This is a genomic window from Chitinophaga pinensis DSM 2588, from assembly GCF_000024005.1.
In the GTDB taxonomy this organism is placed as follows: Bacteria; Bacteroidota; Bacteroidia; order Chitinophagales; family Chitinophagaceae; genus Chitinophaga; species Chitinophaga pinensis.
Genome location: NC_013132.1, coordinates 8,553,169 through 8,570,939 on the forward strand (window position 1 = coordinate 8,553,169; position 17,771 = coordinate 8,570,939).

At 45.6% G+C, this 17,771-nt stretch carries 13 protein-coding genes; 4 read left to right on the forward strand and 9 right to left on the reverse strand.

The features are described 5' to 3' along the window. Nucleotides 1-126 precede the first annotated feature (126 nt). The gene (locus tag CPIN_RS33820; RefSeq protein ID WP_012794392.1) at nucleotides 127-1,773 is read left to right on the forward strand and encodes a UxaA family hydrolase; all 1,647 of its coding nucleotides are present in this window, start codon (nucleotides 127-129) and stop codon (nucleotides 1,771-1,773) included. Nucleotides 1,774-1,944: 171 nt separating this feature from the next. Here the strand turns inward: CPIN_RS33820 and CPIN_RS33825 are convergent, their stop codons facing one another. From CPIN_RS33825 to CPIN_RS33845, 5 genes are all read right to left on the reverse strand, one after another. Continuing rightward, entirely contained in the window at nucleotides 1,945-3,300 is a 1,356-nt protein-coding gene (locus CPIN_RS33825; RefSeq protein ID WP_044223114.1) for an MFS transporter, read from the reverse strand. 225 nt (nucleotides 3,301-3,525) lie between these two features. Continuing rightward, nucleotides 3,526-4,188, reverse strand: a complete 663-nt coding sequence (locus tag CPIN_RS33830) for a beta/alpha barrel domain-containing protein (RefSeq protein WP_012794394.1) — start codon at nucleotides 4,186-4,188, stop codon at nucleotides 3,526-3,528. A 2-nt stretch (nucleotides 4,189-4,190) separates the two neighbouring features. Beyond that, nucleotides 4,191-5,189: a sugar kinase gene (locus tag CPIN_RS33835; protein WP_012794395.1), complete on the reverse strand. Its 999-nt coding sequence runs from the start codon at nucleotides 5,187-5,189 to the stop codon at nucleotides 4,191-4,193. Nucleotides 5,190-5,201: 12 nt separating this feature from the next. After that, nucleotides 5,202-6,596, reverse strand: coding sequence for a glucuronate isomerase (gene uxaC / locus CPIN_RS33840; RefSeq protein ID WP_012794396.1), 1,395 nt, complete (start codon nucleotides 6,594-6,596; stop codon nucleotides 5,202-5,204). Between the two features lie 15 nt (nucleotides 6,597-6,611). Next, nucleotides 6,612-8,117 carry a tagaturonate reductase gene (locus CPIN_RS33845; protein ID WP_012794397.1) on the reverse strand — a complete coding sequence of 502 codons (1,506 nt, stop codon included), beginning with the start codon at nucleotides 8,115-8,117 and terminating at the stop codon, nucleotides 6,612-6,614. A gap of 179 nt (nucleotides 8,118-8,296) precedes the next feature. Here CPIN_RS33845 and mnmA point away from each other — a divergent pair, with 179 nt between their 5' ends. The 3 genes from mnmA to CPIN_RS33860 all read left to right on the forward strand — a co-directional run bounded on the left by mnmA (nucleotide 8,297) and on the right by CPIN_RS33860 (nucleotide 10,983). Beyond that, the gene (gene mnmA, locus CPIN_RS33850) at nucleotides 8,297-9,397 is read left to right on the forward strand and encodes a tRNA 2-thiouridine(34) synthase MnmA (protein WP_012794398.1); all 1,101 of its coding nucleotides are present in this window, start codon (nucleotides 8,297-8,299) and stop codon (nucleotides 9,395-9,397) included. Between the two features lie 218 nt (nucleotides 9,398-9,615). Beyond that, nucleotides 9,616-10,623, forward strand: coding sequence for a PDDEXK nuclease domain-containing protein (locus tag CPIN_RS33855; RefSeq protein WP_012794399.1), 1,008 nt, complete (start codon nucleotides 9,616-9,618; stop codon nucleotides 10,621-10,623). Between the two features lie 18 nt (nucleotides 10,624-10,641). After that, entirely contained in the window at nucleotides 10,642-10,983 is a 342-nt protein-coding gene (locus CPIN_RS33860) for a DUF1801 domain-containing protein (protein ID WP_012794400.1), read from the forward strand. Between the two features lie 9 nt (nucleotides 10,984-10,992). Here the strand turns inward: CPIN_RS33860 and CPIN_RS33865 are convergent, their stop codons facing one another. From CPIN_RS33865 to CPIN_RS33880, 4 genes are all read right to left on the reverse strand, one after another. Beyond that, on the reverse strand, nucleotides 10,993-11,883 hold the full coding sequence (locus CPIN_RS33865; protein ID WP_012794401.1) for a hypothetical protein: 891 nt from the start codon (nucleotides 11,881-11,883) through the stop codon (nucleotides 10,993-10,995). A 17-nt stretch (nucleotides 11,884-11,900) separates the two neighbouring features. After that, nucleotides 11,901-13,061, reverse strand: coding sequence for an RsmB/NOP family class I SAM-dependent RNA methyltransferase (locus CPIN_RS33870; protein ID WP_012794402.1), 1,161 nt, complete (start codon nucleotides 13,059-13,061; stop codon nucleotides 11,901-11,903). A 106-nt stretch (nucleotides 13,062-13,167) separates the two neighbouring features. Then, complete coding sequence (gene odhB, locus CPIN_RS33875; protein WP_012794403.1) at nucleotides 13,168-14,742, reverse strand: 2-oxoglutarate dehydrogenase complex dihydrolipoyllysine-residue succinyltransferase; 1,575 nt, start codon at nucleotides 14,740-14,742, stop codon at nucleotides 13,168-13,170. A gap of 67 nt (nucleotides 14,743-14,809) precedes the next feature. Next, on the reverse strand, nucleotides 14,810-17,560 hold the full coding sequence (locus CPIN_RS33880) for a 2-oxoglutarate dehydrogenase E1 component (RefSeq protein WP_012794404.1): 2,751 nt from the start codon (nucleotides 17,558-17,560) through the stop codon (nucleotides 14,810-14,812). Nucleotides 17,561-17,771: the final 211 nt, after the last annotated feature.

Consider the following 17,771-nt stretch of genomic DNA (forward strand, 5'->3'; position numbering starts at 1 on the left):
ACTTCTGCCGTTAAAATGTTTTAGCAAACAATGATACTATCCTGACTGTTTCAAAGGCAAAATCTTATCAAGGATTAAGATTTTAGTATTAACAGGCGGTATTGTTATTTCATACTTTAGCTTATTATGAACACTTTTCTACAAATACATCCCGACGATAATGTACTGGTTGCCCTGCAGGACCTCCCTCAGGGTACAGAAGTCGGTTTTAATGGTTCCACAATTACTTTACTCAAGGAAGTTCCCGCTAAACATAAATTCATGATCACCGACATACAAACCGGCGATCCTATTACTATGTACGGTGTACTCGTTGGTAAAGCGAATGCGCCTATCCTCAAAGGTGAACTCATCACCACCGTAAATATTCAGCATGATGCGAACGCTTTCCACGAAAAAGAAGGTAGTATAGAATGGCAAAAGCCTGACGTCAGCAAATGGAAAAACCGCACCTTTATGGGTTATCCCCGTAAAGACGGACAGGTTGGTACCCGCAACTACTGGTTGGTAATCCCTATGGTATTCTGCGAAAACCGCAACGTCAGCGTTATCAAAACCGCCTTTGAAAAAGGATTGGGCTTCGCTCCTACCGAAGTGTACAATGATCAGGTGCAGGACCTGGTATCGCTGTACAAAAGCGGTGACCTGAACGCCATCAAAACTTATAAAGCAACTCCCGTAACGGATAACACCAAACGTAACACCGTTTTCTCCAATATCGACGGCGTGAAATTCCTCATGCACGAAGGTGGTTGCGGTGGTACCCGCCAGGATTCAGACGCGCTCTGTGCCCTGTTGGCCGGTTATATTCACCATCCGAACGTAGCTGGTGCAACAGTGTTAAGTCTGGGCTGTCAGCACGCACAGGTATCTATCCTGAAAGATGCATTACAGAAACTGAATCCCGCATTCGACAAACCTGTACTGGTGTTCGAACAACAGAAAAGTTCCTCAGAGTTTGATATGCTGTCCGACGCCATCAGAGATACCTTCCTGGCCCTGATAGAAGCTGATAAACAACCTCGTCAGCCAAGTCCGCTGTCCAAACTGGTAATCGGTCTGGAATGCGGTGGCTCCGACGGATTCTCCGGCATCTCTGCCAACCCGGCTGTAGGTCACACTTCCGACCTGATCGTTGCTTTAGGCGGCGCTTCCATCCTCTCCGAGTTTCCTGAACTTTGTGGTGTGGAACAGGAACTGATCAACCGTTGTGTAGAAAAAGATACTTCTGATAAATTCATCCGCATCATGCGGGCGTATGAAAGCCAGGCGGAATCTGTAGGCTCCGGTTTCTACATGAATCCTTCTCCGGGCAATATCAAAGACGGTCTCATTACCGATGCGATCAAGTCAGCAGGCGCTGCCAAAAAAGGCGGTATCTCTCCTGTAGTAGACGTACTCGATTATACTGAATATGTGACCAAACCAGGTCTGAACCTGCTCTGCACACCTGGTAATGACGTGGAATCTACTTCCGCTGAAGTAGGCTCCGGCGCCAACGTAGTGCTCTTCACTACCGGTTTGGGTACGCCTACCGGCAACCCGATCGCTCCTGTCGTGAAACTGGCGACCAATACCAAACTGGCGAAGCGTATGCCGGATATCATCGATATCAATACAGGTACGATCATCAGTGGGGAAAAATCCATTGAAGAAATGGGCGAAGAGATCCTGGAATACGTTATCCGGACGGCCAGCGGTGAAGTAAAAACCAAAGCTGAACTGCTGAACCAGGACGATTTTATTCCATGGAAACGCGGTGTTAGTCTTTAGCCAAAGGCTAAAGACAATTAGGAATTAGGAATTAGATTTTAATTGTCAGACAATAAACAAAAGGGCTCCTTGTCAATTGACAAGGAGCCCTTTTGTTTATTGGAATGCCTATTGGGAATGAATTCTTAATTCTTAATTCCTAATTCCTAATTGACTTTAGCGCCTCCGGCGCTAAAGTTTCACCTGCTCCATTTTCGGTGCAAACAGATGCATAATCAGCCACGCCAGTAAGTACATTGATCCGCTTATCAGGAACAGGATATTATACCCTGTACCAATGTTTCCCTGCTCTTTATAGTGATCCAGCAGGAAACCTGCGAATATCGGAAACAGACTGCCTCCGATAGACCCCGCCATACCACCGATACCTACTACAGAACTCACCGCATGTTTAGGGAACATATCAGACGCTGTCGTGAAGATATTGGCGGACCATGCCTGGTGTGCTGCCGCCGCTAAACTGATCAGGCCCACCACTACCCATATATTATTTGTACTCTTCGCAAACATGATCGGCACCACACAGATCGCAAACAACAGCATAGATGTCTTACGCGCCCTGAATACCGGCCAGCCTTTGTTAATCAGCCAGGAAGAAAGATATCCACCGCCAATACTACCCACAGTGGTGGCTGTATAGATCACGAATAACTGTAAGTTAGGCTTCTTAAAATCGAGGTTGAAAGTAGTGGCAAAGTAAGAAGGTAACCAGAACAGGAAGAACCACCAGATAGGGTCCGTCAGCAGCTTACCAAATACAAATGCCCAGGTCTGTCTTACACCCAGCAATTTTGACCAGCTGACACTCTTCTTTTCAGGTGGTGTGCTGGCGGCGGCTACGGCAGCAGATGTAACAGGTTTTACACCATCAGGAATTTCTCCGTCTGCCACTGTATGTGCAGTGTCATCGCTATGAATATAATCAAACTCCGCCTGTGTCAGTTTCTTATGGCGTGCAGGGATCTCATACATGAATATCCAGAATACCAGCCACACAAAACCGATAATACCGGTCCATATAAAGGCATGTTGCCAGCCGTAGGTACCAGCCAGCCAGGGAACTACTATCGGCGCCACTACGGCCCCTATATTAGCCCCGGAATTGAATATACCGGTTGCCAGTGCCCGCTCCTTTTTAGGGAACCATTCTGCTACCGTTTTGATCGCCACAGGAAAGTTACCGGATTCCCCCAGTCCCAGTAATACACGGGCAATACCAAAACCCATGGTCGTCTTGGCCAGCGCATGTCCCATCGCAGCAAAACTCCATACCACAATAGATAAGATGTATCCCATCTTGGTACCGATCTTATCTACCAGACGGCCAAATACCAGCAAACCAACTGCATAGGCAGCCGAAAATGCAGACATCATTCCGCCAAAATCCTTCTCTGTCCATTCAAACTGGTCTGATAATATAGGCTTTAACAAACCAATCACCTGTCGGTCTATGTAGTTGATAGTCGTAGCAAAAAAGAGCAATGCACAAATGCTCCAGCGATATTTGCCAATTTTAGTGGAATCCATGCCTTTCATTTTGGAATTTATAAAGTGTTATCAATTTACAACACTCTGTCGAATAATGCAAACGTTTGCATATAATATTGCCTGCTATACATCCTGCATATGTAGAATTTATCACAAACGTTGATAAATGATTACTAATTAAAAGTTGAGACCTTATTTTCTGCGTCTGCTCAAAGCACCAGACGCAGAAATAAATAATGTAAATGCCTGCTGTAAATGCTGTTATCAGGCTACTTCCCGGATCAGTTTCACCAGCGCTGTTAACTGTACTTTCAGCGCCGCCCAGTCCTTCTTATCGATCAGCTCTTTATTCAGCAGGTTGGAGCCCATCCCCACACATACCACGCCTGCATCCAGCCAGGATTTGATACTCTCTTTAGTAGGTTCTACCCCACCAGTCGGCATAAACTTCATCTTCGGAAACAAAGGCTTGATCGCTTTCACAAAACCAGGTCCTAATACGTTTCCGGGGAACAGTTTGGTTAACGGTGCTTCATATTTCTCTGCAATAGCAATTTCTGAAGGTGTCATACAACCGGGTATCCACACAATATCCTCTTCCCGGCAACTTTCCGCCACACCGGCATCAATGATCGGACTTACAATAAAATCCGCTCCCTGACGCGCAAACGCCTTTACATCTTCCGCTACTTTGATCGTACCAATACCCAGGTACATATCAGGCATGGTCAGTATTTTATGTTCGCGCATCGCGGTAAAATTACGCTTCGCATTTTCACCACGATTGGTAAACTCAAACACACGGATACCCGCATCGTAGCAGGCCTGTAATACCTGTATACATACGGCGGCATCATCATGATAAAATACCGGGATTGCTTTACTACGCTCAAATGCTGCAATGATCTCTGCTGCTGGTACTGCCATGTCTATATCAGTTTTAAGATGTCTGCTTTATCAGTTAAATTAAAATCTCCTTTCAGGAATAATTTGGACCACGCCGCTGCTGCTGCAAATGAAATCGTCTGCTGCGCATCCATACCGCTCACCTGTCCGTGTATCAGTCCTGCCATGAAACTATCCCCACTCCCCACACGATCCACCACTTCATTGGTTTCATACTGCTTTGATACTTTCAGTTCGCCCCCCTCATACCAGGTGGCATAATACAGATTATGTGTAAATGCATTGGAAAACCTGAACGTAAATGCTACCTGTTTACAACGCGGGAACTTCTCGGTAATTTCTTTCGCTACAGATGCGGCTTCTGCCAGGTAAGTTTCTTTCGTTGCCGTTTCCAGCGCTACCGTATTTAAGGCGGTATCCAGCATCTGATGTGCGGCCCAGATATTTCCCATCACCACATCGCAGTACTGCACCAGTTCCGGCATTACTGCGAATGGTTGTTTTCCGTATTGCCACAGCTTACTACGATAGTTCAGATCTGTGGATATCTTCAGTCCTTTTCTCGATGCTGCTTCCAGGACTTCTTTACAAATTGCTGCGGTATTTTCATTCAATGCAGGCGTCAACGCACTCCAGTGAAACCATTCAGCGTCTCCCAGCAGACTATCCCAATCTACTGTGCCGGGTTCCAGCTGACTGAAAGAAGAATATTTTCTATCATATACCACTCCCGCATTCTTCAGATCAGTGCCCTGTTCCAGGTAATAAATACCAATACGGTCACCTCCTTTCAGCATACGGTCTGTCGCTACTCCAAGCGATTCCAGCTGTTCAAGCACCTGCGTGGCAATACCATTGTCAGGCGCTTTACTGATATAAGATACCGGCGTGCCCCAACGTGCGAGTGCTGCGGCCACATTGGCTTCTGCACCACCTACATACAGGGCTGCGCTGTGATTGTTCCACTCCGGTGACAGGCGCAATAATATCTCTCCAAACGAAATAACTTTAACTGGCTTCATGCTTTGTAGGGTCTAAAATCCGAAATACGATCTGGCATTGTTATAACTGATATCCTGCACCATTTTGCCCAGCCACTTAATATCTGCCGGCAGCTCTCCGTTCTCGACATCATTACCGATGAGGTTACACAAAATACGGCGAAAATATTCATGCCGGGAATAGGAAAGAAAACTTCTTGAATCCGTCAGCATCCCTACAAATCTGCTCAGTAATCCCATATTACTCAACGTATTGATCTGCTTTTCCATACCATCTTTCTGATCGAGGAACCACCAGCCGGAACCAAACTGCATCTTACCTGGTACAGTGCCATCCTGGAAATTACCGATCATCGTTGCGAATACTTCATTATACGCAGGATTAAGATTATACACCACCGTCTTCGCCAGTTTATCCACCTTATCCAGTCTGTCAAAAAACACAGACATCGCCTGTGCTACCTGCCAGTCGCCGATAGAATCCACACCGGCATCTGCACCTATCCGGCTTAATAAACGGCTGTTATTATTCCTGATAGCGCCGATATGGAACTGCTGTACCCATCCGCGCTCATGGTGCCATTCGCAGATAAAATGCAAAGTGCCTGCTTTAAAGGCATCTGCTTCTTCCGGCGTCAGTGCCTGTCCTTTGCGCAGTTTTGCATAAGCGACATTTAAACTTTCTTCTGTAAAATTTCCTGCATAAAAGGTGCTCAGTCCATGATCTGCCAGGCGACCGCCGTGTGCATGAAAGTAATCATGCCGGTTACGCAAAGCAGCAATAAACTGTGCATAAGTATCTGTATTTATACCGGCTGCCGCACCCAGTTTATCTGCATATGCATTGAAACCAGCTACGTCTTCCACACCGATCGCCTTATCCGGTCTGAAAGTAGGCAGTACGCGTACTTTAAAACCAGACTGACTGATAATTTTATGGTATTCTAATGTATCACAGGGATCATCTGTGGTACACAATGTGTCAACTTTAAAATGTTGCAACAGCGCCTGGGTAGTCCACTGCGGCAACTGTTCCTGACAATGCCGATAGATCCGTTCCGCGCTATTGCCATCCAATAACTGCTTTACGCCAAATGGGTTCAGCAACTCCATATGCGTCCAGTGATACAGCGGATTACGCATCGTATAAGGCACCGTTTCCGCCCATCGTTTAAACTTGGTATAATCATCCGCCGCACCGGTAATATCTTCTTCTGCAACCCCGTTTGCGCGCATAGCACGCCATTTATAGTGGTCACCTCTCAGCCACATCGCAGTCAGGTTTTCAAACTGACGGTTACTGGCTATTTCATCAGGTGGCAGGTGATTATGATAGTCGATGACAGGCATCTCTTTGGCATAATCGTGGAATAACTGTCTGGCTGTTTCTGTCTGCAACAGAAAGTCAGCATCTAAGAATTGTTTCATAAACGTTCTGGTTCCTTATAATACTTTACTGTAGCTGTCTGCATATGACTTTACCCCCTCCTGCAACATGCCTTGCAGATGCGCAGTGACGGTATCTGCAAACCCTGGTATCTGCGACAGGTCAGCTTCCCACAAACGCTGATCTGCACTGATGGCCTGTACCATCTCCGCGATAGCGTCTCCCCCTCTGCCGGTTACCTGTGACCAGTACTCCGCAAAGATGGCGATATTATCGTCTGTAATGGTATAGTATTCTTCTCCCCGCTGTCCGGAGTATTGTCCGTTATCCAGCTTTTCCGGACGCAGGAACAGCAGCATCGCCGCAAACCCCAGACACATACTGGCCGGCAATGCCTGGAACTTTTCGTAATAACGCACGATCGTCTTCACATTCCTGGCATTCATCTTCATACTTTCCTGGAAAGTAATGCTCAGCAGTTTATGTGCAATATTCGGATTAGCAAAACGATCCAGTACGTCTTCTGCGAATGCAGGCGCCTGCGGACAAATATCCTTTATCGTCGGTAAGATCTCTTCCAGTATAACGGTACGGAAAAAGGCGCGCATATTAGCGTCTTCCATACATTCCAGTACGATGTTCAATCCGCTCAGGTATCCCAGCGGCACAGATATCGTATGACTCCCGTTCAGGATACGCAGCTTCTGTTCACGGAACGGTGTGATATCTCTGGCAATCAGCATCCTGCTGTCCGTCTGATGGAAGCCCAGGATGTCTTTCACCCTGTCATCCCCTTCTATCGCCCATAACAGGTAAGGCTCCGTATCTATCCACAATCCATCTGTATAACCCGCCTTCTCTTCCAATACTGCCAGTTCCTTCGGTTTACCCGGAACGATCCTGTCCACCAGGGAACTACAAAAATGGTTATCCTCTTCTATCCATTGCAGGAAAGTAGCCGGCAAACGGTTATAAGCCGCCAGTTTCAGCACGATTTCCTTTAGCAGCTGACCATTATTCACCACCAGCTCTGTCGGTACGATGACAAAACCGGTGTGAGAGGCGCCCTTAAAGTACTGGAAACGCTCCCAGAGTACTGCCAGCAGTTTTCCGGGGAATGAGGACGGTACGCCGTCTATTTTCTCCTCAACGTATTGTATACCTACCTCTGTTGTATTCGATATGATTGTCTGCAGGGCTGGTTGCCGGACAGCCTGTAATACAAATTCCCAATCTGCATTCGATTGCAGAACCCGGCTAATAGAAGCATTGATCAGTACCTGATTCACCAGTTCTCCCTGTGAGACGCCTTTTATATTGGTTGTGAACAGGTTATCCTGTTTGCTAAACTCAGTTGTATCGCCTCCGGTGGACTTCACGACCACGATCCGCCCCTGATAAAGACCCTGTTTATTGGCTTTATCCACCAGGTAATCCACCAGGCCCCTCAGCAAAACACCGGTCCCGAACTGTAAAATTCTCTCCGGATAGTCGAAATAGCCCGCTGACACCCCCAACTCAGGATGCTTCAATACATGAGCCTTATTTAAAATAGGTAACATATTAGGTTTTTTAATAAACGCAGAACTCTGATCACTAAATATAAAACGAATCCCTGATAGTCCATAACCATTACTCAATACTCCCGAAGATTTCCTCTTTCCGATTCGTGTCATAATATCCCCTTCAGGGAGGTGTCTCGACTAATTTCTGTAATTTTGCGCACTTAATATTATTAACAATGAGCAGACATGGTAAAGTTCTGGTAGCAATGAGCGGCGGTATAGATAGTACCGTTACCGCCCTGATGCTGCATGAACAAGGGTATGAAGTGGTGGGTATCACCATGAAAACCTGGGACTACGCATCTGCCGGCTCCAGCAAGAAAGAAACCGGGTGCTGTAACCTGGATTCCTTTAATGATGCCCGTGCAGCCGCCGTACACCACGGTTTTCCGCACTTCGTACTCGATATCAGAGACGAGTTCGGGGATTTTGTTATTAATAACTTTGTTGACGAATACATAGCAGGCCGCACACCAAATCCTTGCGTTCTGTGCAATACCCATATTAAATGGCGTGCGCTGATGAAGCGTGCCGACGCCATGGACTGTGCCTTTATTGCAACAGGACACTACGCTCAGATCAGAGAGCAGGATGGCCGCCACATACTCAGCAAAGGTATTGATGACCTGAAAGATCAGAGCTACGTATTATGGGGCTTACAGCAGGACGTGCTGGCCCGTACAATACTTCCTTTAGGACAATACCGTAAAACCGAGATCCGCCAGATGGCCTTCGACTTCGGTTATCCGGAACTGGCGAAAAAAGCAGAGAGCTATGAGATCTGCTTTGTGCCTGACAATGACTACCGCGGATTCCTGAAACGCAAAGTAGATGGTTTAGAAGAACAGGTGAACGGTGGTAACTTCGTACTCAGAGACGGTACGATCGTTGGTCATCATAAAGGTTATCCTTTCTATACCATCGGTCAGCGTAAAGGTCTGGACATCGCATTAGGTCGACCGGTGTTTGTTACAGAAATCATCCCGGAAACGAATACCGTTGTATTGGGGAATGAAGATGAACTGAACAGAAATGAAATGACTGTTGCGGGTCTGAACATGATCAAATACGATCATATTCCTGAAGGAATGGAAGCGATCACGAAGATCCGTTATAAAGATAAAGGTGCGTTAAGCAACCTGTATAACGTTGATGGTAAGGTGAAGGTGAACTTCTATGAACATGTGAAGGGAATTGCACCCGGACAGTCTGCCGTTTTCTATGAAGGCGATGATGTGATTGCAGGTGGTATTATACAGAGAGCTGTGACGCTGTAATATTTTAAACCGCTATAAATAAAAAAGTCTGACCAGATCTGGTCAGACTTTTTTATTTAGTTAACCCATCAAAAACTGTATTTTTTTTTTTTCATGGTTATCCACATGAACAGAAAAGTATTCAATCTTTATGATAAAAGTGCATAATAAGAATAATTTATCGTCTCAATCATTTACTTCATATTTTCTATAGCTTTGTGTTCCCAAAAAAGTATCACATGTTAACCAACCAGACTTTACTATCAGATATTAGAACAATAATTTCCAACGCTAAAGAAAAAGCTATCCGATCAGTAGATCATGAACGTACGTTGATGTACTGGCACATTGGCCGACGTATTTTCGAAGAAGAACAGGCAGGATTAGATCGAGCTAATTATGGTAATTATCTTACTACATTCATTGCTGAGCAATTAGAGCCTGAATATGGAAGTGGTTTTTCTAAGAGGCAAGTCGAGCTGTTCCGACAATTTTATAGAACGTTTCCAATTGCGAATACACTGTATTCGCAATTGAGCTGGAGTCAATACAAAATCTTGATCAGAATTGATAATCAACATAAAAGAGAATTTTATATTGTAGAAACAATGAAAAATAACTGGACGGTACGCCAGCTAGAACGTCAAATTCATAGTAATTTATGGGAACACTTATTACTCAGTAATGACAAAGAAAACATTTTGTCCATAACCAGAGATGAAGAACACTTATCTGATGCAAAACAAATAATCAAGGACCCAATGTATCTGGAATTTCTGGGCCTACATCGAGAAGCATCCTATTATGAAAAAGATTTGGAACAAGCTATCATTACCCATTTGCAGGATTTTCTATTAGAACTTGGTAATGGATTTGCCTTTGTTGCCAGACAAAAAAGACTTCACATTGAAGGAGATGAGTTTTTTATTGATCTGGTCTTTTACAATCGCCTGTTACGATGTTTTGTCATTGTGGAAATAAAATCGAGTAAGCTTACGCACCAGGATTTAGGTCAGCTACAGATGTATGTTAACTATTACGATCGTTTCGAAAAAAAAGATTTCGAAAATCCAACTATTGGTATCTTACTCTGTGCCGAAAAAAACAATGCTGTTGTAAAAATATCACTACCTGAAAATAATAAAACAATAATAGCCAGTGAATATAAACTATACCTACCGACTGAAAAACAACTTATTGAAGAAGTAAACAAAGAGATTGAAAAACGTGAGAATGAACTTGTCTAAACACGCTACAATATCCTCATGAACGCATTAGAAGACTTCTATCAACAACAGCAGGAACCTGATAAGAGCTGTCTGCTGGCATTGCGGAGCATCATCCTCGATCAGCATAAAGACATTACTGCCACTTGGAAATACGGCATGCCTGTATTCTGCTTCAAAGGCAAAATGCTCTGCTATCTCTGGATACATAAGAAGTACAAAGTGCCTTATCTGGGTATTGTAAAAGGGAAGGATTTTGATGAACCATTTCTCATACAGGAAGCACGTGCACGTATGAAGATCATGTTGCTGGATCCTAATGAAGATCTTCCATTAGAGACTATAGAAAAGATTATTCAGAAAGCAATTACCCTGTATTAAACAATAGTCTTAATTATACACCACCTTCCTTGTCGTCACTGACTTCCATCCTTTACCTAACTGCTCTTCCGTCTTACTGGTCCAGTTGCCTTTACTATCATAGATATACGCGGTATTAAAGCTGGCTTTCAGATTGACACTGTCTGCCTTGTCCGCTATATTGTCTTTTCTATGAAACTGTTTCCATACAATACTATTGCCTTTTTCATTGTACTGTAAAGACAGTTTATAGTTCACGGTATCAGATTGCAGTTCCACTCTTTCCATTAACTGACAGGCAGGATTGTATTGTTCGATCACAGTTCTCCAGGGCATTTCCACAGGCATGATAAGTCTGGATACTTCCAGCGGACCACCTTTTTCAGCAATAGTGATCAATTCTTTTCTGTCTCCCGGCTGACGTGTGATCCAGATGGAATCGCCCTTAGGACTGTATTTATATTTACTGCTGCTTTCTATGCTGTAGAAACGATTCACTTTTTCGATACGCCTGCCATTCGCATCATACCTGAATTTATCCGTGTTATAAGTACTGTGATTATCAGAGTAAATCAGGGCCAGTATCCTGCCGGCCGTATCATATCGTATTGTCAGTGTATCATGACGCATCCTGCGGGTAGCAACGGCGATCTGATGCAGACGGCCATCGCGGAACAGGTATTCACGGGAGATAGTATCCTTATAGGTATAATCGCTTCCTTTGGTTTCAGTATAAGTCTTCTCTGAAATGTGTTCGATAGTTCCTTCCAGTTGCTCCGGACGGAAAACAGTGGTAATATCTTCGTTGAGGAGTTGCGCAGTAATCACTGCGACCCTGTCCTTTTTTTCTACAGTTACTTTAGACGTGGTGGATGATTTACATGCTGCCAGTACCAGCAACAAACATAACGATCTTCTCATAGGGCAATTTAAGCGTTTTATTGCTTTATCAGTTTCACGGCAAACATTGAGTCCGCCCGATGTGCATAACCGGCTATTACGCCTCCTTCCTGCTGTTTCAGACCACTTCCTTTTTCCAGGAACGCAACGACTTCCTCATTCTCCTGCCTGAATACAGAACAGGTGATATATATCAGCGTACCGCCCGGTTTGAGTAAGTGTACAATATTCGCAGCTATCTTCTGTTGCAGCTGCTGGTATTCTGTAATCTGTTTTTCGGTAAAGAAGGACATATTTTCTGGTGTACGTCCCCAGGTACCTGAACCGGAGCAAGGTGCATCCAGTATAATATGATCGAAAAGACGGTCTTTGATGGCGGATGAAGTAACCGGCGCCGTCAGGTCCATCACAATACTTTCATACTGACGGATGCCTGCTTCTTTAAAACGTTGATGCAGGTTCTGGATGATACTGGCTCTTACATCGCTTACCAGCAGTTTTACGCCTGGTTGTTTGTCCAGTAAAAGGATAGATTTCCCACCACTGGCTGCACAACTATCCCACCACAGTTCTCCTGCTTTTGGTGTGAATAAAGCGCCTACCTGCTGTGAAGAGGCATCCTGTATCTCATACCAGCTTTTATCGGTAATAACTGTATCTATTTTCGTACTGTTAGGCAACGCAATCGTATCCTCGCCGATAACGGTATAAGGAATATCCGCCTTTTCCAGCTGACGCAGGATGGCTGATTGTCTGTTATGCCGTGTTCTGATAAACAGGTCCGGTTGTATAAAAAAGGATTGATTGAAAGCGACACCGTCAATACCTGCTGATAATGCAGCCGTGAATGGAAATACGGTGGTTGTTTCGGTGATATCTAGAAAAGCCAGCTTTTCCGCAACCGGCAGACTGACTTTTTCATTCAGCTCAGGACGGAAAAACTGTAAGAGATCACTGCTTTCTTTTTCGCAGAGGAAAGTGCCCAGCAGTATCCGCTCTGCCATACTCTTTTCCTGCTGCCACAACTGGCCCAGACGGTAGTACTGGTATACCAGTTGGGAGATCTGACGGCGGTCACGACTACCCATGTAAGGATGCTGTTTAAAGAATCCTTTCAGGAAGTGATGTAAAGGCAGACTCCCATCATAACTCACGATGATCTTTTCTGCGGAGGCGATATAATTTTCCCAGCGGGTCATATTTGGAGGATGCGGAGGTATCAAAAAGCGAAACGCCTAACGCGATTGGCAATAAGGCAATCAGGCGTTAAGCGTTTCGCATTATGCGTTCCGCGTTTAGCGTTAATTAGAGTTTCAGTAATGCTTTCAGTGGATCTTTACCGAACAGTAACTGCTCAGGGCTTTCCAGCATTTCTTTCACACGTACCAGGAAGCTTACAGACTCACGACCATCAATGATACGGTGGTCATAGCTGAGTGCCAGGTACATCATCGGACGGATTACTACCTGTCCGTTAACAGCCATCGGGCGTTCCTGAATTTTGTGCATACCCAGGATAGCAGACTGCGGGATATTGATGATCGGAGTACTCATCAGGGAACCGAATACACCACCGTTGGTGATGGTGAAGGTACCACCGGTCATTTCATCCATGGTGAGTTTGTTGTCACGGGCTTTTGTAGCCAGTTCTACAACTTTCTTCTCGATCTGTGCCATATCCAGGCTTTCCGCGTTACGGATCACCGGTACTACCAGCCCTTTCGGTGCAGATACTGCGATGGATACATCACAGTAGTCGTGGAATACCAGTTCTTCGCCATCGATATATGCATTCACAGAAGGGAATTCCTTCAGTGCGAAACAAACCGCTTTAGTGAAGAAGCTCATGAAGCCCAGGTTCACCTCGTGTTGTTTCTTGAAGATCTCTTTGTATTTAGCACGCAGTTCCATGATTGCTGTCATATCTACCTCGTTGAAGGTAGTCAGCATCGCCGTGGTGTTTTTCGCTTCTACCAGACGGCGGGAAACGGTCTTACGCAGGTTGCTCATTTTCTCGCGACGTTCTGCGCGGGTGAACATTTCCTGACCGATAGCCACACCCGGGTTCTGCAGCGCAGCAAAAACATCATCTTTCATGATTTTGCCATGAGCGCCGGTACCCTTGATAGAGGACGGATCTACGTGTTTGTCGGCGATTACTGCGGCTGCTACCGGACTTGCTTTCACATCGTTCGGGATAGCGGTTACAGGCGCCTGTTGTACCTGTGGGGCAGCCTGTGGTGTCGCAGCCGGAGCAGCAGCCGCTGCCGGTTGTGCTTTACCTGCAGGGCGTCCTACACTGGTATCTATTTTAGCGATAGGATCACCTACCTTTAATACATCTCCTTCTTTACCTAAAGTCTGTAATGCACCAGCTTCTTCTGCGTTCAGTTCGAAAGTAGCTTTTTCAGATTCCAGTTCGCAGATCACTTCATCACGCTCTACAAACTCGCCGTCTTTCTTCAGCCACTTGATCAATGTCACTTCGCTGATGGATTCGCCCACAGTAGGCACTTTCATCTCAATCGTTCCTTTGTTCACCGCCGGTGCTGCAGGAGCTTCTGCCGCCGGCGCCGGTGTTTCTGCTACAGGAGCTGGCGCTGCAGGTGCAGCAGCTGGTGCTGATCCGCCTGCCGGAGCCGCAGCATCCGTATCAATTGAACAAGCAATATCGCCTACTTTTAAAGTAGCGCCTTCCGGAGCCAGTATTTTCAGGACCCCTGCTTTTTCTGCATTCAGTTCAAAGGTGGCTTTTTCAGATTCCATTTCACAGATCACCTCATCCTGCTGTACATAATCTCCGTCTTTCTTCAACCACTTTGCAATTGTTACCTCGCTAATAGATTCTCCTACCGTAGGAACTTTGATTTCGATAGCCATATTTCTAATTTCTGTGTGCAATCAATGTTTAAAAGTGAAAACGCGCTTCACTTGATTCTCAATTCGTCTAAATGTTAAATGCAGTTTCGATGATCTCCAGCTGCTCTCTTGCGTGAACTTTCGCAAAACCTGTTGCAGTAGCTGCACTTGGATTACGACTGATCACACCATAGTTGATCTGTTTCAGGTTCATCTGCAGATAAGATGCAGCACCCATGTTCAGCGGCTCTTCCTGTACCCAGAACCATGTAGCAGCTTTGTACTTCTGGTTCAGCGCCTCCAGTTGTGTAACCGGCAGCGGATACAGTTGCTCGAGTCTTACGATGGCAACATCTTTTCTGTTTTCCTTCTGCTGTTTTTCGCTCAGATCGAAATACATCTTACCTGTACACAGCAATACTTTCTTCACTTTAGACGGATCATCCACAAATTCGTCATCCAGTACTTCTTTAAATCCACCCTCAGTGAATGCTGAAATAGGTGAATAAGAACCGATATGCCTTAAATTGGCTTTCGGTGCGAAGTTAACCAACGGTTTACGGAACTGCCATGTCAGCTGACGACGCAGCGCATGGAAGAAGTTAGCCGATGTGGTGATATTCGTGACGATCATATTGTATTCGGCACATGCCTGCAGGAATCTTTCCGGACGGGCATTGGAGTGGTCAGGTCCACCACCTTCGTAACCGTGTGGCAGTAACATGACCAGACCATTCTGTGTTGTCCATTTCTGTTCTGCACTGCTTACATACTGGTCGATCACTGTCTGGGCGCCGTTGGCGAAGTCGCCGTATTGCGCTTCCCACAGTACCAGCGTGTTCGGATTAGCCATTGCATAACCATATTCAAAACCAAGTACCGCAAATTCACTCAGCAGGGAGTTGTAAATACGGAACTGACCTTGTTTATCCTGCAATGAACCCAGTCTGCTGTAAGTAGCGTTGGTGTTCTCGTCAAACAGGATCGCGTGACGGTGAGAGAAAGTACCTCTCTTCACGTCTTCACCGCTCATACGCACGTCTTTGCCTTCAGCCAGCAGACTTGCATACGCCAGCAGCTCACCGGTTGCCCAGTCCAGCTTACCTTCAGTCTCGAACAGTTTTATTTTATCCTGTAACAGTTTTTCCACTTTACGTAATGGCACAAATTCTTTTGGCCATTCCATCAGTTTACCGAACAGGCGTTTTACTTCTTCTTCGTTGATGGCCGTTACCGGAGACTGTTCAAAATCTTCCGGCTGAGACTTGCGCAATGCAGCCCACCATTCTTCCGGTTTCTGATAGTTGTAAGGCAGCGGATTCTGTCTTACTTCATCCAGACGCTCCTGGAGATCAGCCCAGAAGCTCTTTTCCATTTGCTTCGCCAGTTCCTGTACTTCCACTTCACCTGCCTGGAGCAGTTTCTGGGTGTACACTTCGCGCGGATTAGGATGTTTATCGATCAGTGCATACAGGCTTGGCTGGGTAAACTTAGGTTCGTCGCCTTCGTTATGGCCATGTTTACGGTAGCACAGTAAGTCGATGAAGATATCAGAGTTGAATTCCTGTCTGTAACGGGCAGAGATCTCAGCTACTTTTACCACTGCTTCCGCATCGTCGCCATTCACATGGAATACCGGCGCCTGTACGGTTGAAGCAATACTGGTACAATAGTCGGAAGAACGGGCATCGTCAAAGTCAGTCGTGAAACCGATCTGGTTATTGATCACCAGGTGCATGGTACCACCGGTGTAGTAACCTTTCAGGTTGCTCATCTGAAGGAGCTCATATATTACACCCTGTCCTGCTACCGCGGCATCACCGTGGATCAGGATAGGCAGTATTTTATCGTAATCGCTGCCATAGATAACGTCCGCTTTACTGCGGGCAAAACCTGTTACCAACGGATCCACCACTTCCAGGTGGGAAGGGTTTGGCAGGAGCTGCAGGTTGACTTTTTTACCAGATGGTGTTGTAACGATGGAACGGAAACCCAGGTGGTATTTCACGTCGCCGCTACCCATGGTCAGGTCTGGTACGGCATGACCTTCAAACTCATTGAAGATCTGCTCATACGTTTTACCGAGAATATTAGCCAGTACGTTCAGACGGCCACGGTGCGCCATACCAATTACTGCTTCCTGTACGCCGGCGTCAGCAGCAGTGTTGATGATAGCGTCCAGGGCAGGGATGGTGTTTTCACCACCTTCCAGACCAAAACGTTTCTGACCGATATATTTTGTGTGAAGGAATCTTTCGAACATGACACCCTGGTTCAATTTGAGCAGGATGCGTTTTTTGCTTTCCAGGGTAGTCGGCTGCTGGAAAGTGGTTTCCATTTCTTTCTGTAACCACTCGACTTTCTTCGCGTCGTTGATGTATGTGAATTCCAGTCCTACTGACGCAGCGTATACCTGCTTCAGACGGTTCACGATAGTTTCCAGGGAGGTCTTACCCAATCCCAGGACCTGACCGGCATAGAATTCTGTTTTCAGATCTGCCTCACCAAGGCCGTAAAAAGAAATATCCAGGTTGGCTTGCCTATCCTTCCTTTCACGGATAGGATTCGTCTTAGAGATCAGATGCCCCTTTTTACGGTAGGCCTGTATCAGTCTGTAAACATTGAGTTCCTTTGTTAACTGATCACTGCTAACCGGTAAACCGGCGCCCGCCGCTCCCGGCGCTCCTGCTTTTCCATTAACGTTATTTACCGCAAAGTCAAATCCTTCAAAAAACTTGCTCCACTCCGGGTCTACTGCGCCAGGGTCTTTACGGTAATCCTGGTATAAAGATTCAATGTAGGCAGGATGTGAGTTGGTAACAAATGAGAAGTCCTTCATTTACAACGAGTTTTGCTAAAGCTTCGATTCAAATTGCTATTCTGTTGAATGCCCCTTATATAATATATGGGATTGCAAATATCGTTGCTTTTTTGTGAAAGAAAAACGGAAAAATCGGGAAGGTTTAAAGCTTAATCCGAAACACTTAAACTGCAATTCTTATATTAACCGCTTTTTACCTGATTTTAACGACTTTTAATTAAATTTGCAG

Coding starts and splice junctions, on each gene's coding strand:
- mnmA (WP_012794398.1), top strand. CDS start 8,297: ATGAGCAGACATGGTAAAGTTCTGGTAGCAATGAGCGGCGGTATAGAT.
- CPIN_RS33830 (WP_012794394.1), bottom strand. CDS start 4,188: ATGGCAGTACCAGCAGCAGAGATCATTGCAGCATTTGAGCGTAGTAAA.
- CPIN_RS33845 (WP_012794397.1), bottom strand. CDS start 8,117: ATGTTACCTATTTTAAATAAGGCTCATGTATTGAAGCATCCTGAGTTG.
- CPIN_RS33860 (WP_012794400.1), top strand. CDS start 10,642: ATGAACGCATTAGAAGACTTCTATCAACAACAGCAGGAACCTGATAAG.
- odhB (WP_012794403.1), bottom strand. CDS start 14,742: ATGGCTATCGAAATCAAAGTTCCTACGGTAGGAGAATCTATTAGCGAG.
- CPIN_RS33825 (WP_044223114.1), bottom strand. CDS start 3,300: ATGGATTCCACTAAAATTGGCAAATATCGCTGGAGCATTTGTGCATTG.
- uxaC (WP_012794396.1), bottom strand. CDS start 6,596: ATGAAACAATTCTTAGATGCTGACTTTCTGTTGCAGACAGAAACAGCC.
- CPIN_RS33855 (WP_012794399.1), top strand. CDS start 9,616: ATGTTAACCAACCAGACTTTACTATCAGATATTAGAACAATAATTTCC.
- CPIN_RS33820 (WP_012794392.1), top strand. CDS start 127: ATGAACACTTTTCTACAAATACATCCCGACGATAATGTACTGGTTGCC.
- CPIN_RS33865 (WP_012794401.1), bottom strand. CDS start 11,883: ATGAGAAGATCGTTATGTTTGTTGCTGGTACTGGCAGCATGTAAATCA.
- CPIN_RS33880 (WP_012794404.1), bottom strand. CDS start 17,560: ATGAAGGACTTCTCATTTGTTACCAACTCACATCCTGCCTACATTGAA.
- CPIN_RS33870 (WP_012794402.1), bottom strand. CDS start 13,061: ATGACCCGCTGGGAAAATTATATCGCCTCCGCAGAAAAGATCATCGTG.
- CPIN_RS33835 (WP_012794395.1), bottom strand. CDS start 5,189: ATGAAGCCAGTTAAAGTTATTTCGTTTGGAGAGATATTATTGCGCCTG.